The sequence below is a fragment of the Streptomyces sp. NPDC058758 genome (assembly GCF_042746075.1).
Lineage (GTDB): Bacteria > Actinomycetota > Actinomycetes > Streptomycetales > Streptomycetaceae > Streptomyces.
Window position 1 is genome coordinate 86,398 of sequence record NZ_JBHYPS010000025.1, and the last position, 20,444, is coordinate 106,841.

Annotated in this window: 24 protein-coding genes; 12 read left to right on the forward strand and 12 right to left on the reverse strand. The window is 75.0% G+C overall.

Annotated elements, in window-relative coordinates; genetic code table 11:
• Positions 1 to 97: 97 nt before the first annotated feature.
• Both ACFW6A_RS25905 and ACFW6A_RS25910 read right to left on the reverse strand, forming a co-directional pair.
• Positions 98 to 1,252 (reverse strand): PP2C family protein-serine/threonine phosphatase, encoded by a 1,155-nt coding sequence (locus tag ACFW6A_RS25905; protein WP_351846861.1) that lies wholly within the window; start codon positions 1,250 to 1,252, stop codon positions 98 to 100.
• A 154-nt stretch (positions 1,253 to 1,406) separates the two neighbouring features.
• A complete protein-coding gene (locus ACFW6A_RS25910) occupies positions 1,407 to 2,096 on the reverse strand; it encodes a TetR/AcrR family transcriptional regulator (RefSeq protein ID WP_386643296.1) in 690 nt (229 codons plus the stop codon).
• 294 nt (positions 2,097 to 2,390) lie between these two features.
• Between ACFW6A_RS25910 and ACFW6A_RS25915 the strand changes: the two genes are divergently transcribed.
• The 4 genes from ACFW6A_RS25915 to ACFW6A_RS25930 all read left to right on the forward strand — a co-directional run bounded on the left by ACFW6A_RS25915 (position 2,391) and on the right by ACFW6A_RS25930 (position 5,505).
• Positions 2,391 to 2,975, forward strand: coding sequence for a TMEM165/GDT1 family protein (locus tag ACFW6A_RS25915; protein ID WP_351846867.1), 585 nt, complete (start codon positions 2,391 to 2,393; stop codon positions 2,973 to 2,975).
• A 101-nt stretch (positions 2,976 to 3,076) separates the two neighbouring features.
• Positions 3,077 to 3,595, forward strand: a complete 519-nt coding sequence (locus tag ACFW6A_RS25920) for a hemerythrin domain-containing protein (RefSeq protein WP_351846869.1) — start codon at positions 3,077 to 3,079, stop codon at positions 3,593 to 3,595.
• A 185-nt stretch (positions 3,596 to 3,780) separates the two neighbouring features.
• Positions 3,781 to 5,112 carry a M20 family metallopeptidase gene (locus ACFW6A_RS25925; protein WP_386643301.1) on the forward strand — a complete coding sequence of 444 codons (1,332 nt, stop codon included), beginning with the start codon at positions 3,781 to 3,783 and terminating at the stop codon, positions 5,110 to 5,112.
• Positions 5,113 to 5,166: 54 nt separating this feature from the next.
• Entirely contained in the window at positions 5,167 to 5,505 is a 339-nt protein-coding gene (locus ACFW6A_RS25930; RefSeq protein ID WP_351846873.1) for a cupin, read from the forward strand.
• Between the two features lie 51 nt (positions 5,506 to 5,556).
• On the opposite strand, the gene ACFW6A_RS25935 is transcribed toward ACFW6A_RS25930, so the two are convergent.
• A complete protein-coding gene (locus tag ACFW6A_RS25935; RefSeq protein WP_351846875.1) occupies positions 5,557 to 6,072 on the reverse strand; it encodes a tetratricopeptide repeat protein in 516 nt (171 codons plus the stop codon).
• A 362-nt stretch (positions 6,073 to 6,434) separates the two neighbouring features.
• On the opposite strand from ACFW6A_RS25935, the gene ACFW6A_RS25940 reads away from it, so the two are divergent.
• On the forward strand, positions 6,435 to 7,850 hold the full coding sequence (locus ACFW6A_RS25940; protein ID WP_386482375.1) for a threonine/serine exporter ThrE family protein: 1,416 nt from the start codon (positions 6,435 to 6,437) through the stop codon (positions 7,848 to 7,850).
• A gap of 51 nt (positions 7,851 to 7,901) precedes the next feature.
• Here the strand turns inward: ACFW6A_RS25940 and ACFW6A_RS25945 are convergent, their stop codons facing one another.
• Positions 7,902 to 9,272 (reverse strand): Ig-like domain-containing protein, encoded by a 1,371-nt coding sequence (locus ACFW6A_RS25945; RefSeq protein ID WP_386482377.1) that lies wholly within the window; start codon positions 9,270 to 9,272, stop codon positions 7,902 to 7,904.
• 145 nt (positions 9,273 to 9,417) lie between these two features.
• Complete coding sequence (locus ACFW6A_RS25950) at positions 9,418 to 9,903, reverse strand: SRPBCC family protein (RefSeq protein WP_386643304.1); 486 nt, start codon at positions 9,901 to 9,903, stop codon at positions 9,418 to 9,420.
• A 203-nt stretch (positions 9,904 to 10,106) separates the two neighbouring features.
• Here ACFW6A_RS25950 and ACFW6A_RS25955 point away from each other — a divergent pair, with 203 nt between their 5' ends.
• The 6 genes from ACFW6A_RS25955 (at position 10,107) to ACFW6A_RS25980 (ending at position 14,535) form a co-directional block, all read left to right on the forward strand.
• Positions 10,107 to 10,706, forward strand: coding sequence for a PadR family transcriptional regulator (locus ACFW6A_RS25955; protein ID WP_351846886.1), 600 nt, complete (start codon positions 10,107 to 10,109; stop codon positions 10,704 to 10,706).
• 84 nt (positions 10,707 to 10,790) lie between these two features.
• A complete protein-coding gene (locus ACFW6A_RS25960; RefSeq protein WP_351846889.1) occupies positions 10,791 to 11,249 on the forward strand; it encodes a peroxiredoxin in 459 nt (152 codons plus the stop codon).
• A 135-nt stretch (positions 11,250 to 11,384) separates the two neighbouring features.
• On the forward strand, positions 11,385 to 11,789 hold the full coding sequence (locus ACFW6A_RS25965) for an SHOCT domain-containing protein (protein WP_351846891.1): 405 nt from the start codon (positions 11,385 to 11,387) through the stop codon (positions 11,787 to 11,789).
• Positions 11,790 to 11,888: 99 nt separating this feature from the next.
• A complete protein-coding gene (locus tag ACFW6A_RS25970) occupies positions 11,889 to 12,332 on the forward strand; it encodes an Rrf2 family transcriptional regulator (protein ID WP_190221380.1) in 444 nt (147 codons plus the stop codon).
• Between the two features lie 89 nt (positions 12,333 to 12,421).
• Positions 12,422 to 13,609, forward strand: coding sequence for a globin domain-containing protein (locus ACFW6A_RS25975; RefSeq protein ID WP_386643307.1), 1,188 nt, complete (start codon positions 12,422 to 12,424; stop codon positions 13,607 to 13,609).
• A 161-nt stretch (positions 13,610 to 13,770) separates the two neighbouring features.
• Positions 13,771 to 14,535 (forward strand): rod shape-determining protein MreC, encoded by a 765-nt coding sequence (locus ACFW6A_RS25980; RefSeq protein ID WP_351846897.1) that lies wholly within the window; start codon positions 13,771 to 13,773, stop codon positions 14,533 to 14,535.
• A gap of 22 nt (positions 14,536 to 14,557) precedes the next feature.
• Here ACFW6A_RS25980 and ACFW6A_RS25985 read toward each other — a convergent pair whose 3' ends face one another.
• From ACFW6A_RS25985 to ACFW6A_RS26015, 7 genes are all read right to left on the reverse strand, one after another.
• Positions 14,558 to 14,929: a peptidase inhibitor family I36 protein gene (locus tag ACFW6A_RS25985; RefSeq protein WP_351846899.1), complete on the reverse strand. Its 372-nt coding sequence runs from the start codon at positions 14,927 to 14,929 to the stop codon at positions 14,558 to 14,560.
• A complete protein-coding gene (locus tag ACFW6A_RS25990) occupies positions 14,926 to 15,642 on the reverse strand; it encodes a hypothetical protein (protein ID WP_351846902.1) in 717 nt (238 codons plus the stop codon). The genes ACFW6A_RS25985 and ACFW6A_RS25990 overlap by 4 nt, the downstream gene beginning before the upstream one ends.
• 404 nt (positions 15,643 to 16,046) lie before the next feature.
• Positions 16,047 to 16,832, reverse strand: a complete 786-nt coding sequence (locus tag ACFW6A_RS25995) for a polysaccharide deacetylase family protein (protein WP_351846905.1) — start codon at positions 16,830 to 16,832, stop codon at positions 16,047 to 16,049.
• Between the two features lie 284 nt (positions 16,833 to 17,116).
• On the reverse strand, positions 17,117 to 17,491 hold the full coding sequence (locus ACFW6A_RS26000) for a hypothetical protein (RefSeq protein ID WP_351846907.1): 375 nt from the start codon (positions 17,489 to 17,491) through the stop codon (positions 17,117 to 17,119).
• A gap of 323 nt (positions 17,492 to 17,814) precedes the next feature.
• A complete protein-coding gene (locus ACFW6A_RS26005) occupies positions 17,815 to 18,027 on the reverse strand; it encodes a hypothetical protein (protein ID WP_351846910.1) in 213 nt (70 codons plus the stop codon).
• Between the two features lie 143 nt (positions 18,028 to 18,170).
• Positions 18,171 to 19,235, reverse strand: a complete 1,065-nt coding sequence (locus ACFW6A_RS26010) for a DUF6397 family protein (RefSeq protein WP_351846913.1) — start codon at positions 19,233 to 19,235, stop codon at positions 18,171 to 18,173.
• A 190-nt stretch (positions 19,236 to 19,425) separates the two neighbouring features.
• Positions 19,426 to 19,830 (reverse strand): roadblock/LC7 domain-containing protein, encoded by a 405-nt coding sequence (locus tag ACFW6A_RS26015; protein WP_351846915.1) that lies wholly within the window; start codon positions 19,828 to 19,830, stop codon positions 19,426 to 19,428.
• 169 nt (positions 19,831 to 19,999) lie between these two features.
• Between ACFW6A_RS26015 and ACFW6A_RS26020 the strand changes: the two genes are divergently transcribed.
• Entirely contained in the window at positions 20,000 to 20,425 is a 426-nt protein-coding gene (locus tag ACFW6A_RS26020) for a PPOX class F420-dependent oxidoreductase (protein WP_351846918.1), read from the forward strand.
• Positions 20,426 to 20,444 lie beyond the last annotated feature (19 nt).

Consider the following 20,444-nt stretch of genomic DNA (forward strand, 5'->3'; position numbering starts at 1 on the left):
GCGCACGAAGGGCGCACGGATCACGCGAAGGGGCGGAAACGACCCGGTCCGTCGCGCACGCGGCACCTGAGAGCGGACGGAGCCGTTCCGGAGAGGGTCAGCGCGGTCTCTCCGGCGTGGCCGCCCCCTCGGTCGCACGCGGCTCCTCGGCGCTGACGACGAGCAGCGCGGCGACGTCGTCGTCGAGTCCGCCGCCGCCGTAGGCGGCGAGATCCCGGTGCAGCAGTTCGGGGACCTGCGCGGAGGGGGCCCCGGACCACCGGCGGGCGCGTTCCTCCAGCGGGTAGAAGGCGCCGGAGCGGTCGCGGGTCTCGCTGACGCCGTCGGTGTAGAGCAGCAGGCGGTCCCCGGGGCCGAAGGGGAACTCCTCGACGTGGTGGCGGGAGTCGGCGAGGCCGGCGAGGTTGAGCGGCAGCGAGGGGTCGGCGACGTCGACGGTGGTGACGTCGGTGCCGTGCTGGAGGAGCGGGGCGGGGTGGCCGCAGTTGAGGAGGCGGGCGGTGCCGGTGCCCTCGGGGAGTTCGACGAGGACGACGGTGGCGAAGCGTTCGGCGGCGTCGGAGTCGGGGTCCCAGGCGGCGTACCGGGCCAGGCCCTCGTCGAGCCGGTCGGCGAGCGCGGGGAGGTCGGGGGCGTCGTAGGCGGTGGAGCGGAAGGCGCCGAGGAGGACGGAGGCCGTCTCGACGGCCCCGAGGCCCTTGCCCTGGACGTCGCCGAGCATGATCCGTACGGCTCCGGGGATCCGCACCGCCTCGTAGAAGTCACCGCCGATGCGGGCCTTGGCCGCGGCGGCGACGTACAGCAGGTGGAGCTCGACGGAGCCGAGGCGGGGCGGCAGCGGGCGGAGCACCACGCGCTGGACGACGTCGGCGACGGCGGTCACCTCGGCGAGGTCGCGCTCGTAGCGGGTGCGGACCGCACTGACCCAGGCGGAGGCCGCGACGACGCCGAGGATGAGGCCCTCGCTCGCGAACAGGTCCTCGAGGTCGGGCTCGCCCCTGACCACCCCGAGCAGGGCCCTCAGGCCCATCGCGACGAGGCCCATGCCGACGGTGCCGTACACGCTCCAGGTGGCCGCGGCGAGCGCGGGGACGGTGATGAGCAGCCGGTCGACGCGCTCCGAGTCGGGCGTGACGAGGTCCGCGACGACGACCAGGACCATGACCAGGACGGGCAGGGCGCGGCCGAGGGTGACCTGCGTCCGGGGCCCGGTCGCGAGCCGGGGCCGGGGCCGGGGACCAGCTGCGTGCATTTCATGATCGTACGCAGAACGGGCGGCGGGACCGGCGCGCGCCGGGCTGGCGTGTCCCGCCGCCCCGGCCGCCGGGGCCCCGGGAGCGCGGCGCCGGTGGCGCCGCACGCGAGGGCGCGGGCGCGGGTGCCCGCGGGGGCGGCGAGGGCGGTGCTCACGGGGCGGGCCGCGCCGGGCCGAGGTGGGCGTCGAGGGCGGCGCGGACGAGGGACGCGGGGTCGTCGGAGCCGGTGGCGAGGGCGAGGCAGCCCCCGTGGCGGAGCTGGGCCAGGCCGTGGAGGTTCGCCCAGAACGCGCCGGCGGCACGGACGGCGTCGGTGCCGGGGCGGAGTTCGGCGACGAGCGCGGCGAGACGGGCGAAGAGCGGCAGGCTCGTCCCGCGCGGCCCCGGCCTGCCGCTCTCCGGCAGGTCGGGGCGGAACATCAGCTCGTACATGCCGCGGCGGTCGGCGGCGTATCCGAGGTAGACGCGGGCGAACGCCTCGATCCGGTCCCGGGGCCCGGCGCCCGCGCCGTCGGCCTCCCGGTCGGCCTCGGCGACGCGGGCGGCGAGTTCGGCGAAGCCCTCGCGGGCGATGGCCGAGAGCAGGTCGAGGCGGGTCGGGAACCAGCGGCGGGGCGCGCCGTGGGAGACGCCGGCGCGGCGGGCGATCGCGCGGAGCGTGAGGGCCTGGGCGCCCTCGGCGTCGACGAGGGCGACGCCGGTCCTGACGAGCCGTTCGCGCAGCCCGCCTCGGTCACCCGCGCCGCCGTCGGTGTCGATGTCGGTGTCGGTGTCGCCGTCCGGGGCGGGGGCGGGGGCGTCCGGAACGTCAGCCTGATCCTGAGGTGAAGGGTGAGACATGGACGCTGTCTACCAAGCCTCGTAGACAGCGTCTACACCCCTGGTGACCCATCGGTTACACTGGTGGACAGCGAAGGGGAGTAGCCCTGCGAACCGGTCGTCGACACACTGGAACCCCCGGGTTCCCGGTGACCGGGTCCGCGCACGACGCGGACGGGCGAGACCTTCGGCCAGGCATCACCACGTCCACGACTTTGTGGGCGTGGTCCGTCATGCCGGGCCGAGTGGTCCTCCCGTCGCCCACCGAGGTGCCGTGCGGAGCCACGGGGCCCGGACCGAGCAGAGAGCGCCGGTATGCACCTCGACCCCTTGGCGATCGTCACCGCCTTCGGGCTCATCTTCCTCGCCGAGCTTCCCGACAAGACCATGTTCGCGTCGCTCGCCATGGGCACGCGCATGCGTCCCCTCTACGTGTGGTTCGGCACCTCCGCGGCCTTCGCGGTGCACGTCGCCATCGCCGTCGGCGCCGGCAGCCTCCTCGGGCTGCTCCCCGGCTGGATCGTCAAACTCGTCTCCGCGCTGATGTTCGGCTTCGGCGCGTTCATCCTGCTGCGCGCCGGGGACGACGACGAGGAGGACGACGCGGGCGGCAAGACCGTCACCGGCTTCTGGCCGGTGTTCTCCACCGCCTTCATGGCCGTCTTCATCAGCGAGTGGGGGGACCTGACACAGATCACCACCGCCAACCTCGCCGCCACCAACGGCACCGCGTCCACCGCGATCGGCTCCTTCCTGGCGCTGACCTCGGTCTCCGCCCTGGCGCTTGTGGCCGGCCGCTTCATCGCCAAGCGCGTCCCGCTCAAGACCGTCCAGCGGGTCGGCGGCGTCTGCATGGCGGGCCTCGCCCTCTGGTCCCTCGTCGAGGTCTTCACCGGCTGACCGCCCCCGACCGCTCCCTCCGGGGCCGCGCGCCCGCCTCCCGCGGACCCGCGGCCCCGGAGCCGTATCCGCCGGCCCCCTCCGGTGGGATCATGCGGACCATGACCGCCAGCTTCGAACCGGCCGACCGCCTCGCGGCGTTCGGGAACCAGCTCGTCGACGTCCACCTCTGGCTCCGCGAGGAGCTCGCCCGGCTCCGCTCCGGGCTCGACGCCCTCCTGTCCGGCACCGGCGAGCGCCCCCGCGAGCTGCGGGCCCACTGCCTCGCCTTCTGCTCCGCGCTCACCCGCCACCACACCGCCGAGGACCGCGGCGTCTTCCCCGCGCTCGCCGAGGCCCACCCCGAGCTGCGGCCCGTCCTCGACGAGCTGGCCCACGACCACGTCCAGGTGGAGGAGACGCTGGTCCGCCTCCAGGCCCTCCTCGACGGGCTGCCCGCCGCGTCCGCCGCCCCGCTCGGCCCCGAGGAGGCCCGGCGGGTGAGCGGCGAGCTCGACGGCCTGATCGCGCTCGTCGAATCGCACTTCACCTACGAGGAGAAGAAGCTCGTCGGGGCGCTCAACGCGCTCTCCGTCCCGCTGCCCGAGGACTTCGCGCTCCGCGACCTCACCGGCCGCTGACGCGCCTCTCCCTCCCCCTCACCGGCCACCGCCCCGGTCGCCGGCCGACGCCGCCCTCCACCCGTCCCCTCTCCTCCTCTCCCGCCCCGCTGCCCGGCGGCGAGCCTCGTGGCGGCAGGGCCCCCGGTGGGGCACCGTCCCCTCCGCAGCCACCGTACGCGCCGAACGCCACGAGAGGACGCCCCATGACCCGCGACCCCCTCCACGCCCACCCCGACCCCGTCCACACCGACCCCGTCCACGCCGACCTCGACCGGCTGGCCGAGGAGACCTCCGCCCAGGTCATCGCCTGGCGCCGCCACCTCCACCGGCACCCCGAGCTGTCCAACCGCGAAGAGGGGACGGCCCGGCTGGTCGCCGACCACCTGCGGAGCCTGGGGCTCGACGAGGTCCGCACGGGCATCGCCGGGCACGGTGTGGTGGGCGTGCTGCGCGGGACGGCCGGCGGGGGCGGCGGCCGGGTGGCGGCGCTGCGCGCGGACACGGACGCACTGCCGGTGAAGGACCTGTGCGGAGTGGACTTCGCCTCGGAGGTGGTGGACGCCGACTATCCGGGCGGCCCGTTCCCGGTCTCGCACGCCTGCGGCCACGACTGCCACACGGCGATGCTGATGGGCGCCGCGACGGTCCTGGCGGGGGTGCGCGACCGGCTCCCGGGCACGGTCCTCCTCGTCTTCCAGCCGGCCGAGGAGGGACCGCCGGTGACCGAGACCGGCGGCGCGCTCGCCATGGTCGACGCCGGCGCCTTCGCCGACCCGGTGCCGACGATGGCGTTCGGGATGCACGTGACGCCGTTCCCGAAGGGGTACGTGGGCTACCGGGCGGGCAACCAGTACGGTGCCTCGGTGCTGGTCCGGATCACCATCGACGGCAAGCAGGTGCACGGCTCCACCCCCTGGCAGGGCGTGGACCCGATGCCGGCGGCCGGCGCGGTGCTCACCGGCATCGGCCAGCTGTACCGCCAGGTGTCCGCCTTCGACCCGGTCACCGTCACCATCGGGCACGTCGAGGACGTCGGCCGGTTCAACATCATCGGTCAGACGGTGACGCTCTGGGGCACCGTCCGCTGCGCGGCGGAGTCCGACATGGCCGAGGTGCGGGACCGGCTCCGGCGGCTGGCCGAGCACTCGGCGGCGGCGTACGGGGCGACGGCCGCGGTGGAGTACCTCCAGCCGGTGCCGCCGGTGCACAACGCCGGGCCGTGGGTGGAGGCGGGACTGCCGACCTTCCGGCGGGTGGCGGGCGAGGAGCGGGTCGTGGAGACCGGGGCGACCCTCGGGTACGACGACGTCTCCGAGTTCATCCGGCGCTTCGGCGGCCTGTACGTGACGCTCGGCGTCCAGGACGCGGTACTGGACGCCGCCGGGACGCCGGTCCCCGAGGAGGGCGGACGCGGCCTCGTCACCAACCACAACCCGCACTTCTACGCCGACGACGACACGCTCGTGACCGGGGTCCGGCTCCACGCGCACGTGGCGTACGACCACCTGAGGGGAGCGCTCCTCCCGGCGGGGTGAGCCCGGCCCCCGGCCCCGAGTTGCGCCTCCGTACGCAGCCTGGAGGCTGGGGGTATGAACCAGGACCCCACCGACCCGACCGACCTCACCGCCGTCGCCGACGAGCACCTGGCCGCCGCCCGCAGCGCCCCGCACGGGCGCAGCGCCCATCTCGTGCTGCACGACGGCGTGCTGCGCCAGAGCGTGATCGCGCTGAAGGCCGGCACGATCCTGGACGAGCACAACGCTCCCCCGGCGTCGAGCCTCCAGGTGCTCAGCGGCCGGGTGCGGCTCACCACCCCCGGCTGGTCGGACGAACTGGCCGCGGGCGCGCTGCGGCAGATCCCCAAGGAGCGGCACGGGCTCACCGCGGTGGACGACTGCGTGGTGCTCCTGACCGTGGTCAACGACTGACGGCCGTCGGCGAGCCCGCCGCCGGCGGCCCGGCGGGGCGGGCCGCCGGCCTCACCCGGTCGCGTCGAGGTCCCGCGCGTAGTGCTCGATGGCCTCGCGGTACTCCCGCACCGACGGGTCCTCGCTGGTGGCGGCGAGGAGGGTCAGGAGCAGCCGTACGGAGTCGTGGTGGCGGCCGGTGTTGTAGAGGGCCATCGCGAGGAAGGCCCGCAGGGCGCCGTCCTCGGGGAACTCGTCCGCTGCCCGGCCCAGCAGCGTCGCGGCGTCCTCGTACCGGCCGAGGGTGCGGTAGGTGCTGCCCAGGCCGAGGAGGGCGCCGCGCCGGTCGTCGGCGGTGAGGCCGCTTCCGGCGAGCGCGGCCTCGTAGTAGGGCACGGCCTCGGCCTCCAGGCCGAGCACGTCGTGGGCCCAGGCGGCCTGGTAGGCAACCTCGGCGTCGCCGGGGAACCGCGCGGCGAGGGCGACCAGCCGTCGGCGCGCCTCCTCCTTGCCGCCCCCGGAGCGGAGCGCGACGGCCTCGGAGAGGAGGCGGTCGCGCTCCTCGGGGTCAGGGGTGCTGTCGTTCATCCGGTCATGCTCGCAGCGGGGGCGGCGACGGGCGAGACGTTTTCGGCCGGTGGGGCCGGATGCGACGGAACAGGGGACTGCGGGGCGCGGGGCCACGGTCGGGGCCGTCGGCGGCAGGACCCTCGGCGAGGGGCCGTCAGCGGGGGCGGAGCGCGTACCGGCGAAAGGGGTGCGGAAGCGGCGCCGAGCGCGTACTGGCGAAGGGGTACGGAAACGGCGCCGAGCGCGTACCGGCGAAGGGGGGTACGGCGGCTGACGCCCCGTCGTCCCTTCCCGCCGCTCGCGTCCCGCGACCGTCCGCGCCCCACCCGCTCCGCCCCCTCCCGCGCCCCAGCCGCTGTTAACGTTCACGAATGCGCCCTTTGCCCCGATTCGATGTGCGTGGTCTGGCGCGGCGGGCGGCAGCCCTGCGGCCCCGGCGGCGGACCGGCACCGTCACCCTGCCGGAGGACGAGACCGCCGGGCGGGAACGGCTCCGGGACCTCGCCTCGCTGCTCTGCGAGCTCGGCTCCGACCTGCTGCGGGCCGCCGAGCGCAGCTCGGAGGTAGAGCGGACGCTGCACGACGTCGCCGCCCGCTACGGCACCCGGGCCCGCTGCTTCGTCGTCCCCACGGGGCTCTTCGTCCGGGTCGGCGGCGGGCCCGACGGGCGCGGCGGCGAACTCGGCTTCGCCCCGGTCGAGGGCCCCGACCTGCGGCTCGACCAGGTGGAGACGCTCCAGGCGCTCGTCACCCGGATGCTCGCGGAGGAGGTGCCGTTCGACGAGGTGCGGCGCACGCTCCGGGAGAACCGGGAGCGGCCGGACCGGTTCAGTCCGTCCGCCACCGTCTTCGGCTACGTGCTGCTGACGGTCGGTCTCGGGACCATGCGGCACGCGACCGTGCCCGCCGTCGTCGGGTACGCGGTGCTCGGCGCGGGCGTCGGCCTGCTGCGGCTCTTCGGCGACCGGCTGCCCGCGGCCCGCACCGCCCTGCCGGTCGTCACCGCCATCCTGGTCACCGCCGCCGCGCTGCGCTGGGCGGGCCCCCTCCTCCACGAGAACCCCGCCGTGCTCTACATCCCGCCGCTCATCGCCTTCCTGCCCGGTGCGGCGCTCACGCTCGGCGCCATCGAACTCGCCACCGGGGCCGCGCTGTCCGGGATCTCCCGGCTGGCCGGCGCGGTGAGCGTCCTGCTGCTGCTGTCGCTCGGCATCCTCGTCGGTTCCGAGCTGCTGCGGCCCCACCCCGCCGGCGGGAAGGCCGCCGAACCGCTCGGCGCGTGGGCCCCCTGGGCGGGGGTGCTGCTGCTCGGCTTCGGCTTCCTGCTGTACTTCTCCGCCCCGCCCCGGGTCACCGGCTGGCTGCTCGGCGCGCTCCTGGTCGAACGGCTCGTGCAGTCGACCGCCGCCGAGCTGGCCGGCGCGACCTTCGGCGCCTTCGCCGCCGGAGCGGTCCTGCCCCCGATGGCGAGCTGGATCGAGAAGCGCTCCCGCACCCCCGACCAGGTGGTCTTCCTGCCCTGCTTCTGGCTCCTGGTCCCCGGCGCGGTCGGGCTCACCAGCGTCTCGGAGATCATCGTCGAGAAGGACACCGACGGCGGCCTGAACAGCCTGGTGGGCACGGTGATCACGGTCGCCGCGATCGCCCTCGGGGTGCTCGTGGGCGCCGGGCTCCAGCGCCGGCCCCGGCTGCTGCTCGGCGAGCCCGCGCCGAGCACCCCCGAGCCCGCCCCCGGCGAGGACGGCCCCGGCGGGATCTCCGGCACGGAGCCCTCGCGCGAGGGCGCGGGAGGCTGAGCCGGCCCCGGGAACCGGAGGGCGGGGGCGCGGCCGGGCGGGGAACGTGGCTCAGAGGGCCGGGCGCAACGGACTCCCGGCCGCGCCGGGACCGGCCGCCCGGACGCCGAGGGCGCTGCCGCGCAGCCACTGGGACCAGCCGAGGTTCCAGTCGCCGTAGCCGTTGTCGAACGGGGTCATCAGCTCCCCGTACCCGTTGACGACCCGCACCGGATCGCCCTCCCGGAGCGTGTGGAAGAGCCAGCGGGCGTCCTCCGTGGACATGCCCGTGCAGCCGTGGCTCACGTCCTCGCTCCCCTGCGCGTCCAGCGACCAGGGGGCCGCGTGCAGGTACTCGCCGCTCCACGTCACCCGGGTGGCCCAGCGCACCTTCAGGTCGTAGAACTCGCGGCTGCCGCGGGCGATCCCGATGGAGTCGCCGCGCATCCGGACCGTGGACTCCTTGCCGAGGACGACCTTGGTGCCGACCCGGGTGCGGAAGCCGCGCTTGCCGGTGGTGACCGGGATGACCCGCACCAGACCGCCGTCGCGGTAGACCCGCATCTCGTGGGCGGCGACGTCGGTGACGGCCTCCACGCGGGCACCGGTGGTGAAGGTGAGGGGGCGTGAGCGGCCGCCGTGCAGGCGGTCGGTGACGCGGGCTCCGTCGAGACCGGAGCGGACCCGGACGGTGGCGCCCGCCGGCCAGTAGAAGCGCGGCCGGTAGTGCAGGGTGTCGGCGTCCACCCAGTGCCAGGCGCCCTCGGCCCGGGGCTCGCTGCGCACCTGCAGGGCCCGCTCGACGACCCCGCGGGCGCCGGCGGGGACGGGACGGCTGAGTTCGGCGGTGACCGGCTGGCCCACTCCGTACGTCCTGCCCCGTGCGCCGCCGCCGGGTCCGAAGGCGACGGTGAGCCGTTCCCCCGCGGGAGCCTTCGGGGTGCGGACGGCGAGCCGGAGGACCCGGCGGCGGGGGCCGTCCGGCCCGTTCTCCTCCAGGACGAGCCGGGCGGTGTACGCGCCTCCGGCGGGCAGCGGGACCTCGCTGGTCCAGCGGGTGCCGTCGGCGCCGGTGCGGCCGGCGATCCGGCGCCCCCCGCGGTCGGTGACGGTCACGTCGGTGAGCCGTCCGGGGCTGCGCAGCGCGAGGTCGACGGGGCCGCCGGCGGCTTCGGGCAGGGCGACGGAGGCGGCCGCCGGAGGCTCCGGGGCCTCCGGGGCTTCCGTGGTCTCCGGGGCCTCCAGGGTCACGGTGGTGCGGGGCACCCGGCAGAGGCCGCCGGTGCCGGAGCAGGTCCCGACCGTGAGGACGGCGGGCCCCCGGGGGGTCGCGACGGCCGCGCGGCCGGTGACGGGGGCCTGGGCGGCGGCGGTGGTGACGAGTACGGCCCCGACGGCGAGGGAGAGCGCTCCCCACCCCTGTGCGTATCGGCGTGACGGCACGTCGGACATCCTCCCTTTCGTCGCTGACCGGTCGGAAGGCCGGCGGACGGGCGCCGACCGGATCATCAGAACCGATGGGAGGAGAAAAAGATGATCAAGGGCCCTGGCGTGGCGGGCGAGAGGTCCGCGAGACGACTCGAATGGGTCAGCGGGGCGGTTCCGGAAGCTCCTCGCCGGTCTCCAGGAGCGACTTGAGGCTGGAGACGATCGCCGGCCAGCCCTCTCCGACGAGTCCCCGCACGATGCCGTCCGGTTCCAGGCCGTCGTGGGTGACGGTCAGCCGGACCGTGTCGCCCGAGGGTTCGACGGTGAAGGCCACGGTGGACCTGAGCTCGCGGGAGAGGACCGCGTACACCTCGTCGTCCAGGCCGACGGCCTTCGCCCATTCGGGGGTGAAGGTGTGCCAGGTGTAGGCGAGGCGGCGGCCCGGGACGGCCTCGACGACGACCTGCTCCGGATCCGCCGTCCTGCGGTCGCCCTCGTCCCAGACCATCGGCGCGCCGGGGGTCCACTCCGTCTCGAAGGCCACGCCCCAGTAGCGCCGGGTGAGTTCCGGCTCGGTGAGCGCCTTCCAGAGCTCGTCGGGGGTGGTCCTGATGTAGCTGGTGTAGACGTACGCGTCGGTGTCCATGGCGCTGCTCGTTCCTCCGGCTCCCCGGTCGTCTCCCCCGCGCTGTCGTGGTGACGGTCTCGTGGTGATCCAGCCTAGGCAGGCACCGGGCCGCCCGCGCGGCAGGGCCGTGCGGACCGGCCCCTCCGCACGGGGGTCGTTGGGCCCTCTGCTCGTTGATTAGGTGCGGAGGAAACTATTCAACGGACTGCTAGCGTGTCCGGATGTCGCTCAAGCACGCCGTCCTCGCAGCTCTCCTGGAGGGCGAGGCATCCGGATACGACCTCGCCAAGATCTTCGACGTGTCCGTCGCCAACTTCTGGGCCGCCACCCCCCAGCAGCTCTACCGCGAGCTCGACCGGCTCTCGGAGGCCGGCCTCATCACCGCACGGGTGGTCGAGCAGGAACGGCGGCCGAACAAGCGGATGTTCAGCCTCACCCCGGAGGGCCGGCGGGACCTCGACGCCTTCACCGCCGTGGCGCCCCGGCCCACGGCGGTGCGGGACGAGCTGATGGTGCAGGTGCAGGCGTGCGACGGCGGTGACACCCGGGCCGTACGGGGCTTCGTGGCCCGGCACATGGACGCCTCCCGGGACAAGCTGGCGCGCTACGAGCGGCTGCGGGAGTGGCTGCTCGGCGGCCGGGACGAGGAGACGTACCTGCGCGAGTCCGAGCGCGTCGGCCCGTACCTGACCCTGATGCGCGGCCGGTTGCTGGAGGAGGAGAACCTCCGCTGGAGCGAGCGGGTCCTGGCCGTGCTGGACGCGCGGATCGCCGCGGGCCGGGGCGGGCACGGGGTGACGGCGGCTCCTACCCTGCGGTAGAACTCTCGGGTAGCCCGCCGGGGTGGCCGGCGGACGTGGAACGGGCGGTCCGGGGGACCGGGCGCCCGACGAAGGGGCGGCCCCATGAACGTCGGCGATCTCGTCGAGGACTTCACCCTTCCGGATGAGACCGGCGCCGCGCGCTCCCTCTCCGGACTGCTCGCCGAGGGCCCGGTCGTCCTCTTCTTCTACCCGGCGGCGATGACGCCGGGCTGCACCGCCGAGGCCTGCCACTTCCGCGACCTGGCGGCCGAGTTCCGCGCGGCCGGCGCCCTGCCCGTGGGCGTCAGCGGCGACGGGGTGGAGCGGCAGCGGGAGTTCACCGAGCGGCACTCGCTCGGCTATCCGCTGCTCTCCGACCCCGAGGGCACCGTGCGGGAGCGGTTCGGGGTGCGGCGCGGCTTCTCGCTGGCCCCGACGAAGCGGGTCACGTTCGTGATCGGACAGGACCGGCGGATCAAGGAGGTCGTCCGCAGCGAGCTCCGGATGAGCGCCCACGCGGACCGCGCCCTGGCCGCCCTCGCGGCCCTGCGCACCTCCTGACCGCACCCGGCCCCCGGGCCCGCCCCCGCACGCCGAGCACGACGGGACGGCCACGACATGCGGGCGCGGGCCGGACGGGTGAGACTCGCTCCAACGTTCGGCCTCCCGGCCGGCGAGCGAACGGAGTGTGCAGGAATGGACGACTACCCCCTCCTGAACGTCTTCTGGACGATGATGTGGTTCTTCCTCTGGATCATGTGGCTCTTCCTGCTCTTCAAGGTGATCACGGACATCTTCCGGGACCACGAACTGAGCGGCTGGGGCAAGGCGGGCTGGCTGATCTTCTGCATCCTGCTCCCCTACCTCGGCGTGCTGGTCTACGTGATCGCCCGGGGCAAGGGCATGGGGCTGCGTGACGCCAAGCAGGCGAAGGAGGCGGAGGCCCGCTTCCAGGAGTACATCCGGCAGACGGCCGGCACCCAGGCCGCCGCGGGCGCCCCGAGCGCCACGGACGAACTCGCGCGGCTCGCCGACCTCAAGGCGAAGGGCGCGATCTCCGAGGAGGAGTTCCAGCAGGCGAAGACCAAGGTCCTCGCCTGACCCGCACCCGCCCCGCACCCGCCCCTCCGGCGGACCCCGGTGTCCCGGACTGCGCACCCTTAATGCGAGTCCGGGATACCGCTTTGATACGGTCGGCCCGTGAGGTTGACCAAGTTCACCGACCTGGCCCTGCGCGCCGTGATGCGCCTGGCGGTCGCCGACGACGAGGAGCCCGTCACCACGCGCGCGGTGGCGGAGGAGATGGCGGTGCCGCACGCCCACATGGCGAAGGTGGTCACCCGGCTCCGGCACCTCGGCGTGGTGGAGGCCCGGCGCGGGCGCGGGGGCGGGCTCGCCCTCACGGACTTCGGCCGGCGCTCCTCGGTGGGCTGGCTGACCAGGACGCTGGAGGGCGAGGAGGAGGTCGTCGGCTGCGAGGCCGATCCCCCCTGCCCGCTGCGGGCGGCCTGCCGCCTGCGCGGCGCGCTGCGCGAGGCCCAGGACGCCTTCTACCGCGCGCTCGACCCGCTGACGGTGGCCGATCTCGTGCGGTCGCCGACGGGCCCGGTGCTGCTCTCGCTCACCCCGCGTCCCCCGTCCTGACCCCCCGCGCACCACCCCGGACGGCCCTCGCCGCCCGGGACTCCCCTTCATTTTAAACACGTAGATCATCTACCAGATTGAGAGTTCCGATGCTGTCCGAGCAGGCCGTACCCGTCGTCCGCGCCACGCTGCCCGCCGTCGGCGGAGCGCTCGACCGGATCACCGAGCGCTTCTACGGGCGGCTCTTCGACGCCCACCCCGAGCTGCTGCGCGACCTCTTCAACCGGGGCAACCAGGCCAACGGCGACCAGCGCAAGGCGCTCGCCGGCTCCATAGCCGCCTTCGCCGTCGCACTCCTGGAGCACCCGGACACCCGCCCCGACGCCCTGCTCTCCCGCATCGCCCACAAGCACGCGTCCCTCGGCGTCACGGCCGACCAGTACAAGATCGTGCACGAGCACCTCTTCGCCGCGATCGTCGAGGTGCTCGGCGAGGCCGTCACCCCCGAGGTCGCCCGGGCCTGGGACGAGGTCTACTGGCTGATGGCGAACGCGCTCATCGCCCTGGAGAGCCGCCTCTACCAGGAGGCGGGCGTCGAGAACGGCGAGGTCTGGCGGCCGGTGCGGATCTCCGAGCGGCACGAGGAGACCGCTGACACCGTCTCCCTCGTGCTGACGGACCCGGACGGCTCGCCGCTGCCGCCCTTCCGGCCCGGCCAGTACGTGAGCGTGCGCGTCACCCTGCCGGACGGCGCCCACCAGATCCGCCAGTACAGCCTCTCCTCCGCCCCCGGGCACCCCTCCTGGCGGATCACGGTCAAGCGGGTCGACGGCGACCCGGCGGGCGAGGTCTCGAACCGGCTCCACTCCCACACGGCGGCCGGTGACGTCCTGGAGGTCTCCGCGCCCTTCGGCGACCTGGTGCTGCCCGAGGACGACGGCCCGCTGCTGCTCGCCTCCGCCGGCATCGGCAGCACCCCGATGCTGGCCATGCTCGGCCACCTGGCCGCCACCGGCGCCCGGCGCCCCGTCGTCGTCGTGCACGCCGACCGCTCCCCCGAAGCCCACGCCCACGCCGAGGAACTGCGCGAGCTGGTCGGCCGGCTGCCGGAGGGCAGCCTGCACCTCTGGTACGAGGAGCCGGGCGCGTCCGGCGCGCGCGAGGGCCGCGCCGACGTCGGCTCGCTGGAGCTGCCGGCCGGCACCCGCGCGTACCTCTGCGGCCCGCTCCCCTTCCTGCGGGCGGTCCGCGGCGACCTCGTCGCCTCCGGTGTCGCCGCGGCCGACGTCCACTACGAGGTCTTCGGCCCCGACCTCTGGCTGGGCGCCGCCGCCTGAGCCGGCCCCCCGACGGTCGGCCCGGGGCGCGGCCCCCACACCCCGGACCGACCATGATCCTTCGATCCTCAAGCTCCATGGCGTTCCCGCTGCGGATCCTGCATAGTGTGGGCGCGGATCGGCCTCGTAATCAGCGGGCCGACAGGAAATGGACGGAAGCGATGGGATCGTACGGAGCGGGTGGCACCCACCTCGACGCGCGGCGGCCGGTACGGGGGATCGCCCTCGACATCGGCAGCTCACGGACACGGGCCTGGGCGCCGGGCGCCGGTGTCTTCGCCGACGTGCCGAGCACGGCGGTCCGGCGCGGCCGGGTGTCGGACGACTCCTCCCAGCTGCTGCTCCTCAAGCGGCTCGCGGCCTCCGCCCCGGGCGGCGAGAGCCACGACACCGTCGTGATGCTGACCCATCCGGTGCTCGCCGCCCCGGCGGAACGCGAGGCGGCCCGCCGGATGGTGGCCGGGCTCGGCCCGGTCCGGGTGATCGCCGTCGACAGCGCCCGGGCCGCCGCGGCCTACGCCGCGCCGCCCGGCGGCGGCCCGCTGCTCGTGGTCGACCTCGGCGCCCGGCTGACCGAGGTCACGCTCGTCGTGGACGGCCAGGTGCAGGACGCCCGGCTCGCGGAGCTGGGCATGGACGACCTGCCGGAGCACGGCGGGAGGCCGGACGCCGTGGTGGGCACGGCCGCCGACATGGTGGCCGACATGTGGCGCGAGGACGGCACCGGCGCGGTGCGCGGTGCGCTGCGCCGCGGGGTCCTGATGACGGGCGGCGGCGCGCTCCGGCTCGACGTGACCGCACGGCTCGCGCAGGTGCTGCGCGGCCGGGTCCGGCTGGCCAACGATCCGGCGACCAGCGCGGTCCGGGGCGCCGGCCTGATGCTCGCCTCGGCACTGCGGCACCCGGGGGCCCGGCGCACCCCGTGACGGGGGCGCGCCGGGCCCGGGGTCAGCAGCCGGTCGCCCAGATGTGGGAGTCGCCGCGGTCGTTGGCCGCGCCGCTGTACCCCACCTCCTGTCCCGGGGCGAGGCAGATGGTCATGCTGCCGCCCTGCCAGGCGCTCTCGTAGACCCGGACGTGGTCCTTGATGCCGGGACCGGAGATGCCGTGGTTGGCCCACGAGGAGTCGGTGTCGGAGATCCAGCTCTCCCACCAGCCGTCGTCCCCGCTCCAGTTGGCCCGCTGTCCGCCGAAGTTCGCTTCCTGCCAGACGCAGAAGTGTCCGGAGGGGCATTCGGCGGCGGCGGCGGGAGCGGCGACGGCGAGGCCGGTGGTGAGGGCGAGCAGGGCGGCGGCCGTGGTGGCCAGGAGTCGCTTCACGAGGGGGCATTGCCTTTCTGCGGTGGGGTGGGTGCGGGCAGCCGGGCCGCCCGCAGCAGCGCGCGGTCGCGCAGCTGCCGGTAGGTGGTGAGCTCCTCGCGGTGCAGGGCGCGCACCTCGGTCAGCTCGGCGCGCTCCAGCCGGGCGCGGGTCTCGTCGAGGCCGGTCTCCCGCGCGCAGCGGGCGGCGTCCTCGGGGTCGGGGTGGTGCGGGCGAGGGCGGCCGGACGGTGCGACACAGGCGGTCCACCGGGCGAGGACGGCACGGTGGGCGGGATCGTCGCGGTAGCGGGCCTGGGCCTCCGCGCGGAGGTTGTCGACGACGACCTGGACCCGGAACCAGCGCCGCTGGTCGCCGTAGAGCCGGTCGCGTGCGGCGGCCAGGCAGCCGTCGCTGTGGGCGGTGACGGTGGCGCCGGTGGCGAGCGTCACGGAGAGTTCGCGCGGACCGGTCCCAAACAGGGCGGCCCGAAGGGCCCGGTCCTGGGCGGGGGCGCGCGGTTCGGCGGTGGCCCGGAGGCCGCGATCGGCGAGGCAGTCGTCGACGAGCCGGCGCTCCGCAGCCCTGAGGAGGGCGTCCTGCGCGGCGCGCTCCGCCGGCACCGCGGGAGATTCCGGCAGTTCGGGGCGGACGGAGGTGCAGCCGGCGAGCAGCGCCAGGGCGGCGGCGGCCGGCAGGACCCGGCGGGCGAGCTGTGCGATGGCGTACGGCATGGGTCCCCCTGAGCGCGATGGCGTGGCGCCTGGTCGGCGGGCCGGAGGATGATCGTCGGTCGGCCCGCACGATCACTGCCCGTGACGGAGGCGCCCATGCACGACCTCACTCGAACGGGTCGAACGCGCCGGGGTGCGCGCCCCTCGGGCGCCGTGCGCGAGCCGCCCCGGACATGGCGGAGCCCCGGCTGGACGGGGGATTCCAGCCGGGGCCGCTCACCGTGACGGACGAAGGGCGGTCACCTCTGGGGGGGACCTGGGGACCAGGCCCCTTCGCGTCACATAAGGGAGAACGGCGAACGTTTACCGGATGTTCCGGACGGTCCGGGGTGAACGGTGTGAGTCGGCTCACTCGCCACGGACCGGTCGCCCCCTCGGAGCCGACCGGCCGGGATCGGGGGCGGTCAGTCCTTCTCGGGCCGGTAGACGGCGCCCGCGCGGGCGGTGCCGGGCGCGAGCAGCTCGGGGACGGTCACGAAGGTGTAGCCGCGGCTCTGGAGTTCGTCGACGATCCCGGGGACGGCGGGGACGGTGCCGTCGTATATGTCGTGGAGCAGGATGATGCCGTCCCGGTGCGCCTGGCTGAGGACGCGTTCCCTTATCAGCGCGGAGTCGGTCGTGGAGTAGTCCTTGGCGGTGATGCTCCAGAGGACCTGCGCGAGGCCCAGTTCGCGGCTGACGTCGCTGACGGCGGAGTCGGTGCGACCCTGCGGCGGGCGCATGAGGACGGGCCTGCGGCCGGTGATCTTCTCGATGGCGTCCTGGGTGCGGGACAGCTCCTCACGGACCTCGCCCTCGTCGAGGTCCGTGAGGATGCGGTGGGACCAGGTGTGGTTGGCGACCTCGTGCCCTTCGTCCGCGATGCGCCGGACGACCTGCGGATAGCGGTCGACGTGCTTGCGGCCGAGGAGGAAGAAGGTCGCCGGGACCCGCTTCTCCTTGAGGACGTCGAGGAGGTGCGGGGTGTCCTTGCCCGGCCCCGCGTCGAAGGTGAGCGCGATGCACTTCACCCGGGCGCAGTCGACCCGGCGGCTCTCCGAGGCGGCTTTGCCGTCGTCCCCCGCCTCGGCCCGCGCCGCCTGCGGGGTGAGCGGGTCCACGCCGCAGCCGCCGAGGGTGAGCATGAGCGTGGCGGCGGCGAGCACGGCGGCGGTCCTCCCACCGCGACGGCCCGGCCTGGATCGGAACATGGTGGTACCCGCTTTCCCCGGTTTCGTGTGCGAAGCGGCCGCCTCCACGCCTGGTCAGGACACGGAGGCCCGATGGCCGTCGTGAACTCTACACACGGTGTATACCGAGGTCGGAAGGGGGGGTCTCCCCTTTCGATCAAGCCCTCTGCCCCGCTTCCCCCTGCCCCTCCCCCGCCCCCACCCCTTCCCCTCCTTGCCCCCCTTCCCTCCGTGCGCGCCTGCCGCCCCGGGCGAAGCCCGTCCGCTCCGCCCGGGGTGTCAGGTGGCGTCGTTCCCGCTCCGGCTCAGCGGGGGGCGAGGAGCAGCCGCGCCTCTGTCTCCTGGTCGCCCGAGACCGCCTGGAGGGACTCGATCTCGAAGCCCGCGGCGAGCACCTTCTCGACCTCACCCACGGCGTGGTAGCCGCCGGTCAGGGTGGCGACGACCTTGCCCCCGAGCGGAGGGGGAGACACCTCCTCGCGCCGGCCCCCGGAGGTGTCGAAGGTGGCCATCCACACGGTGGCGACCGACTCCGCGCCCGCCTGGGCCGGGGCCTCCACGTCCTCCAGCAGGTAGTAGCGGTCGAGGACCCCGAAGACCGCCCGGGCGTCCTCCTGGCGGCAGTCGCTCAGCTGGACGTTGACGTCGGTGTCGATGTTCAAGTCGTGCACGTCGCTCATCTCCTCGCGGACCGGGTGCCACCCTTCCAGCATCCCCCTCGCCGGCCGGTGACGCAGGCCCCGGCGAAGCGGAGGCGTCCACGGGACGACCGTCACCCTCGACGGCCGGTTCCCGCGGGCCCTGGGGCCGGACCTCTCGGTGCGCGGGTGCCGTGGACACCCGTACCGTCTGCTCCCGGGGAGCCGTGATCACACGCGTCCCGGCGTCGCAGTTCGATGATCCTTCGTCCCCGTGGGCGACCGGGCCGGTTCCGGTGGGGACCGCGACGGTCGCACAGGGGGAGGGGAACGACGGCCGGCGAAAGGTGCGGAAGCGGCCTCGGTCAGGGGATGGTGACGTTGTTGAGGGCGTCGTGGGTGGGCAGGGTGTCGGGGGCCTCGTGCTGCTGGTCGCCGTTTCCGACGGCCTGGGACAGGAGTCCGAGCCCGGGAAGGTTGTTGCCGACGCTGTCGGCCGACGCCGCCCCGGCCGAGGCGAGGACAGCGGTGGCGGCGACAGCGGCAGCGGCGAGCGCGCGGCGGTGGAAGATCGTCATGTGTGGCTCAACGACGCGGGCCCCGACAGGGCACGCCGGTCGGCGCGTCGCCGACGGGTCCCGGTGCCGGGCGGCGGAGGCGGCGTGACCCCGGCGAGCACGCCTCCCGGGGGCGCGGCCCGCCCTCGCGGAGGCCATCGCCCTCAACCCCAGTCGCGCCGGTCGGCCCACCCTCCGCCCCCGCCCGTCCGGCCGGGGAGCGATCGCCGGAGCCGGTCCAGCAGACCGGGCCGGCCGGTGATCGGCGGGCGCCCCGGCGGGCGTGCGCCCCGGGCGGGGCGGGGACGGGCCGGCGGGCGGGGTTCGGGTCCCTCGGGCGGTTCGGCTCCGGCCGGCTTCGTTCTCACCGGCCCCGCTCCCCCCGGCGCCACCGGTCGCGGCCGCTCGCCCGGGCGGGGCGCCTGGCGGGCGGCGCGGGCCTCGTCCAGGGCGAGGGCGAGGCTCACCCGGTGCCACAGGATCTCGTCCGGGTCGTCGGCGCGGACGAGGCGGTCGGCGACCTCGCGGGCCGCGCCCGCGACCGGGAAGCCCGGCGGTGGTGCCGGGCGCAGCCGGGCGAGGTGACCGCGCTCGTACGGGTCGTCGACGACCTCCGCCACCTGGACCGGGTCGAGCAGCGAGGCGACGGCCGCCGCACGGGCCCACGGGTCGTCGGCAGCGCGCAGCAGCAGGGCCAGATGGCGGGAGCGCCAGTTCCTGGCCCTCAGGTCCTCCCCGTCCGCCTCCCGCGCGCGCACCTCGGACGGCAGCCGGCCGGTGAGCAGAGCGGGGTGCTCCGCGCCGAAGGCGGTGACCTCGGCCGCCACGTACAGCCAGATCACCGACCGGTAGCGGTTGAGGTGGAAGCGGACCGGGCTGAGGTGGCCGGTGCGGGCCAGGCGGGCGAACCGGCCGGGGGAGACGGAGAGGAGCGCGGCCGCCTCCCCGGCGCCCACGGCCCGCACGCGCTCCCGGAGGCCGTCGGGAAAGTCGGGGGCCGTCTTGAGCCGGTCGAGTTCGGCGCGCTCGACCGGGCGCCGCTCGGGCGGCCGGCCCCGGCCGCCTCCCCGGTCCGGGGCGGTTCCTTCCCGCCCCTGATCCCGCCCCGGATCCTGGACCGGGGCGGTCCTGATCAGTCCCATCCGGACGGCGAGCCGGAACTCCTCGCGCTTCAGTTCCAGCTCTTCCGCGGCCCGGGCCGGTGTCACCGTCCGTGTCGTCTCGTCCACCTTCACGGCGTCCGCCGCCTCCCCGCTCGCTCGTCCCGGCCCGCAGGCCGGTGCGGGTTCCCACGAACCCGACACGACGAATGTAACGGAGAGTGACGACACGTGGGTCGCCTGTGGACAAGCGGCTGTGGAAAACCGTCCGGGGACGGGAAGGACGGCTGCGGGTGGGTGGGTGGGTGGGTGGGTGGCGTCAGACGGTCGGTCCGCCCGGCTGCCGTGCGGCGACGCCCAGGTGCTCGCCGACCCGGTTCACCAGCAGGGTCATCTCGTACGCGACCTGGCCGACGTCGGCCTCCGCGTCGCTGAGCACGCAGAGGCAGCTGCCCTCGCCCGCCGCCGTCACGAACAGCAGGGCCTCGTCGAACTCGACCATCGTCTGCCGGGCCCGGCCGGCCCGGAAGTGCCGGCCCGAGCCGCGGGCGAGGCTGTGCAGGCCGGAGGAGACCGCGGCCAGGTGTTCCGCGTCCTCCCGCGCGAGTTCGCTGCTCGCGCCCGTCACCAGTCCGTCGTTCGACAGCACCAGTGCGTGCCGTATCGGTCCGACCCGCCGGGTCAGATCGTCCAGGAGCCAGTCGAGCCCCTTGTCCAGCGCCATGTGTGGTCCTCCCCCTCGTCGGTGCGGCCGTGCCGGCCGGGCCCCGTGCCCGCGTGCGCCGTACGGACCGCGTGTCCCGGCAAGCCTTACGCACTGTCGTGGACAGGGCAAGCACCCCATCGGCCCTGGTGTGCCGCCGCGCGTCCATCCGATGGCGCACCATGGGGAGATGACGAGAATGACCGAGGAACAGTGGCGGGCCTTCGTGTCCCGCGGTACCCGTACGGGCAAGCTCGCGACCGTCCGGGCGGACGGCAGCCCGCACGTCGTGCCGGTGTGGTTCGTGCTCGACGGAGACTCCTTCGTCTTCAACACCGGGAAGGAGACGGTGAAGGGCCGCAACCTCGCCCGGGACGGCCGGGTGTCGCTCTGCGTGGACGACGACGCCCCGCCGTTCTCGTACGTCACCCTGAGCGGCCGGGCCGAGTTGAGCGAGGACCCGGCGGAACTGGTCCACTGGGCCACCCGCATCGGCGGCCGCTACATGGGCGAGGACCGGGCCGAGGAGTTCGGGGCGCGCAACGGGGTGCCGGGCGAGCTGCTGGTCCGGGTGAAGATCGAGAAGGTGATCTCGGCGGGCGGCGTCTCCGACTGACCTTCCCGTCCCCGTACTT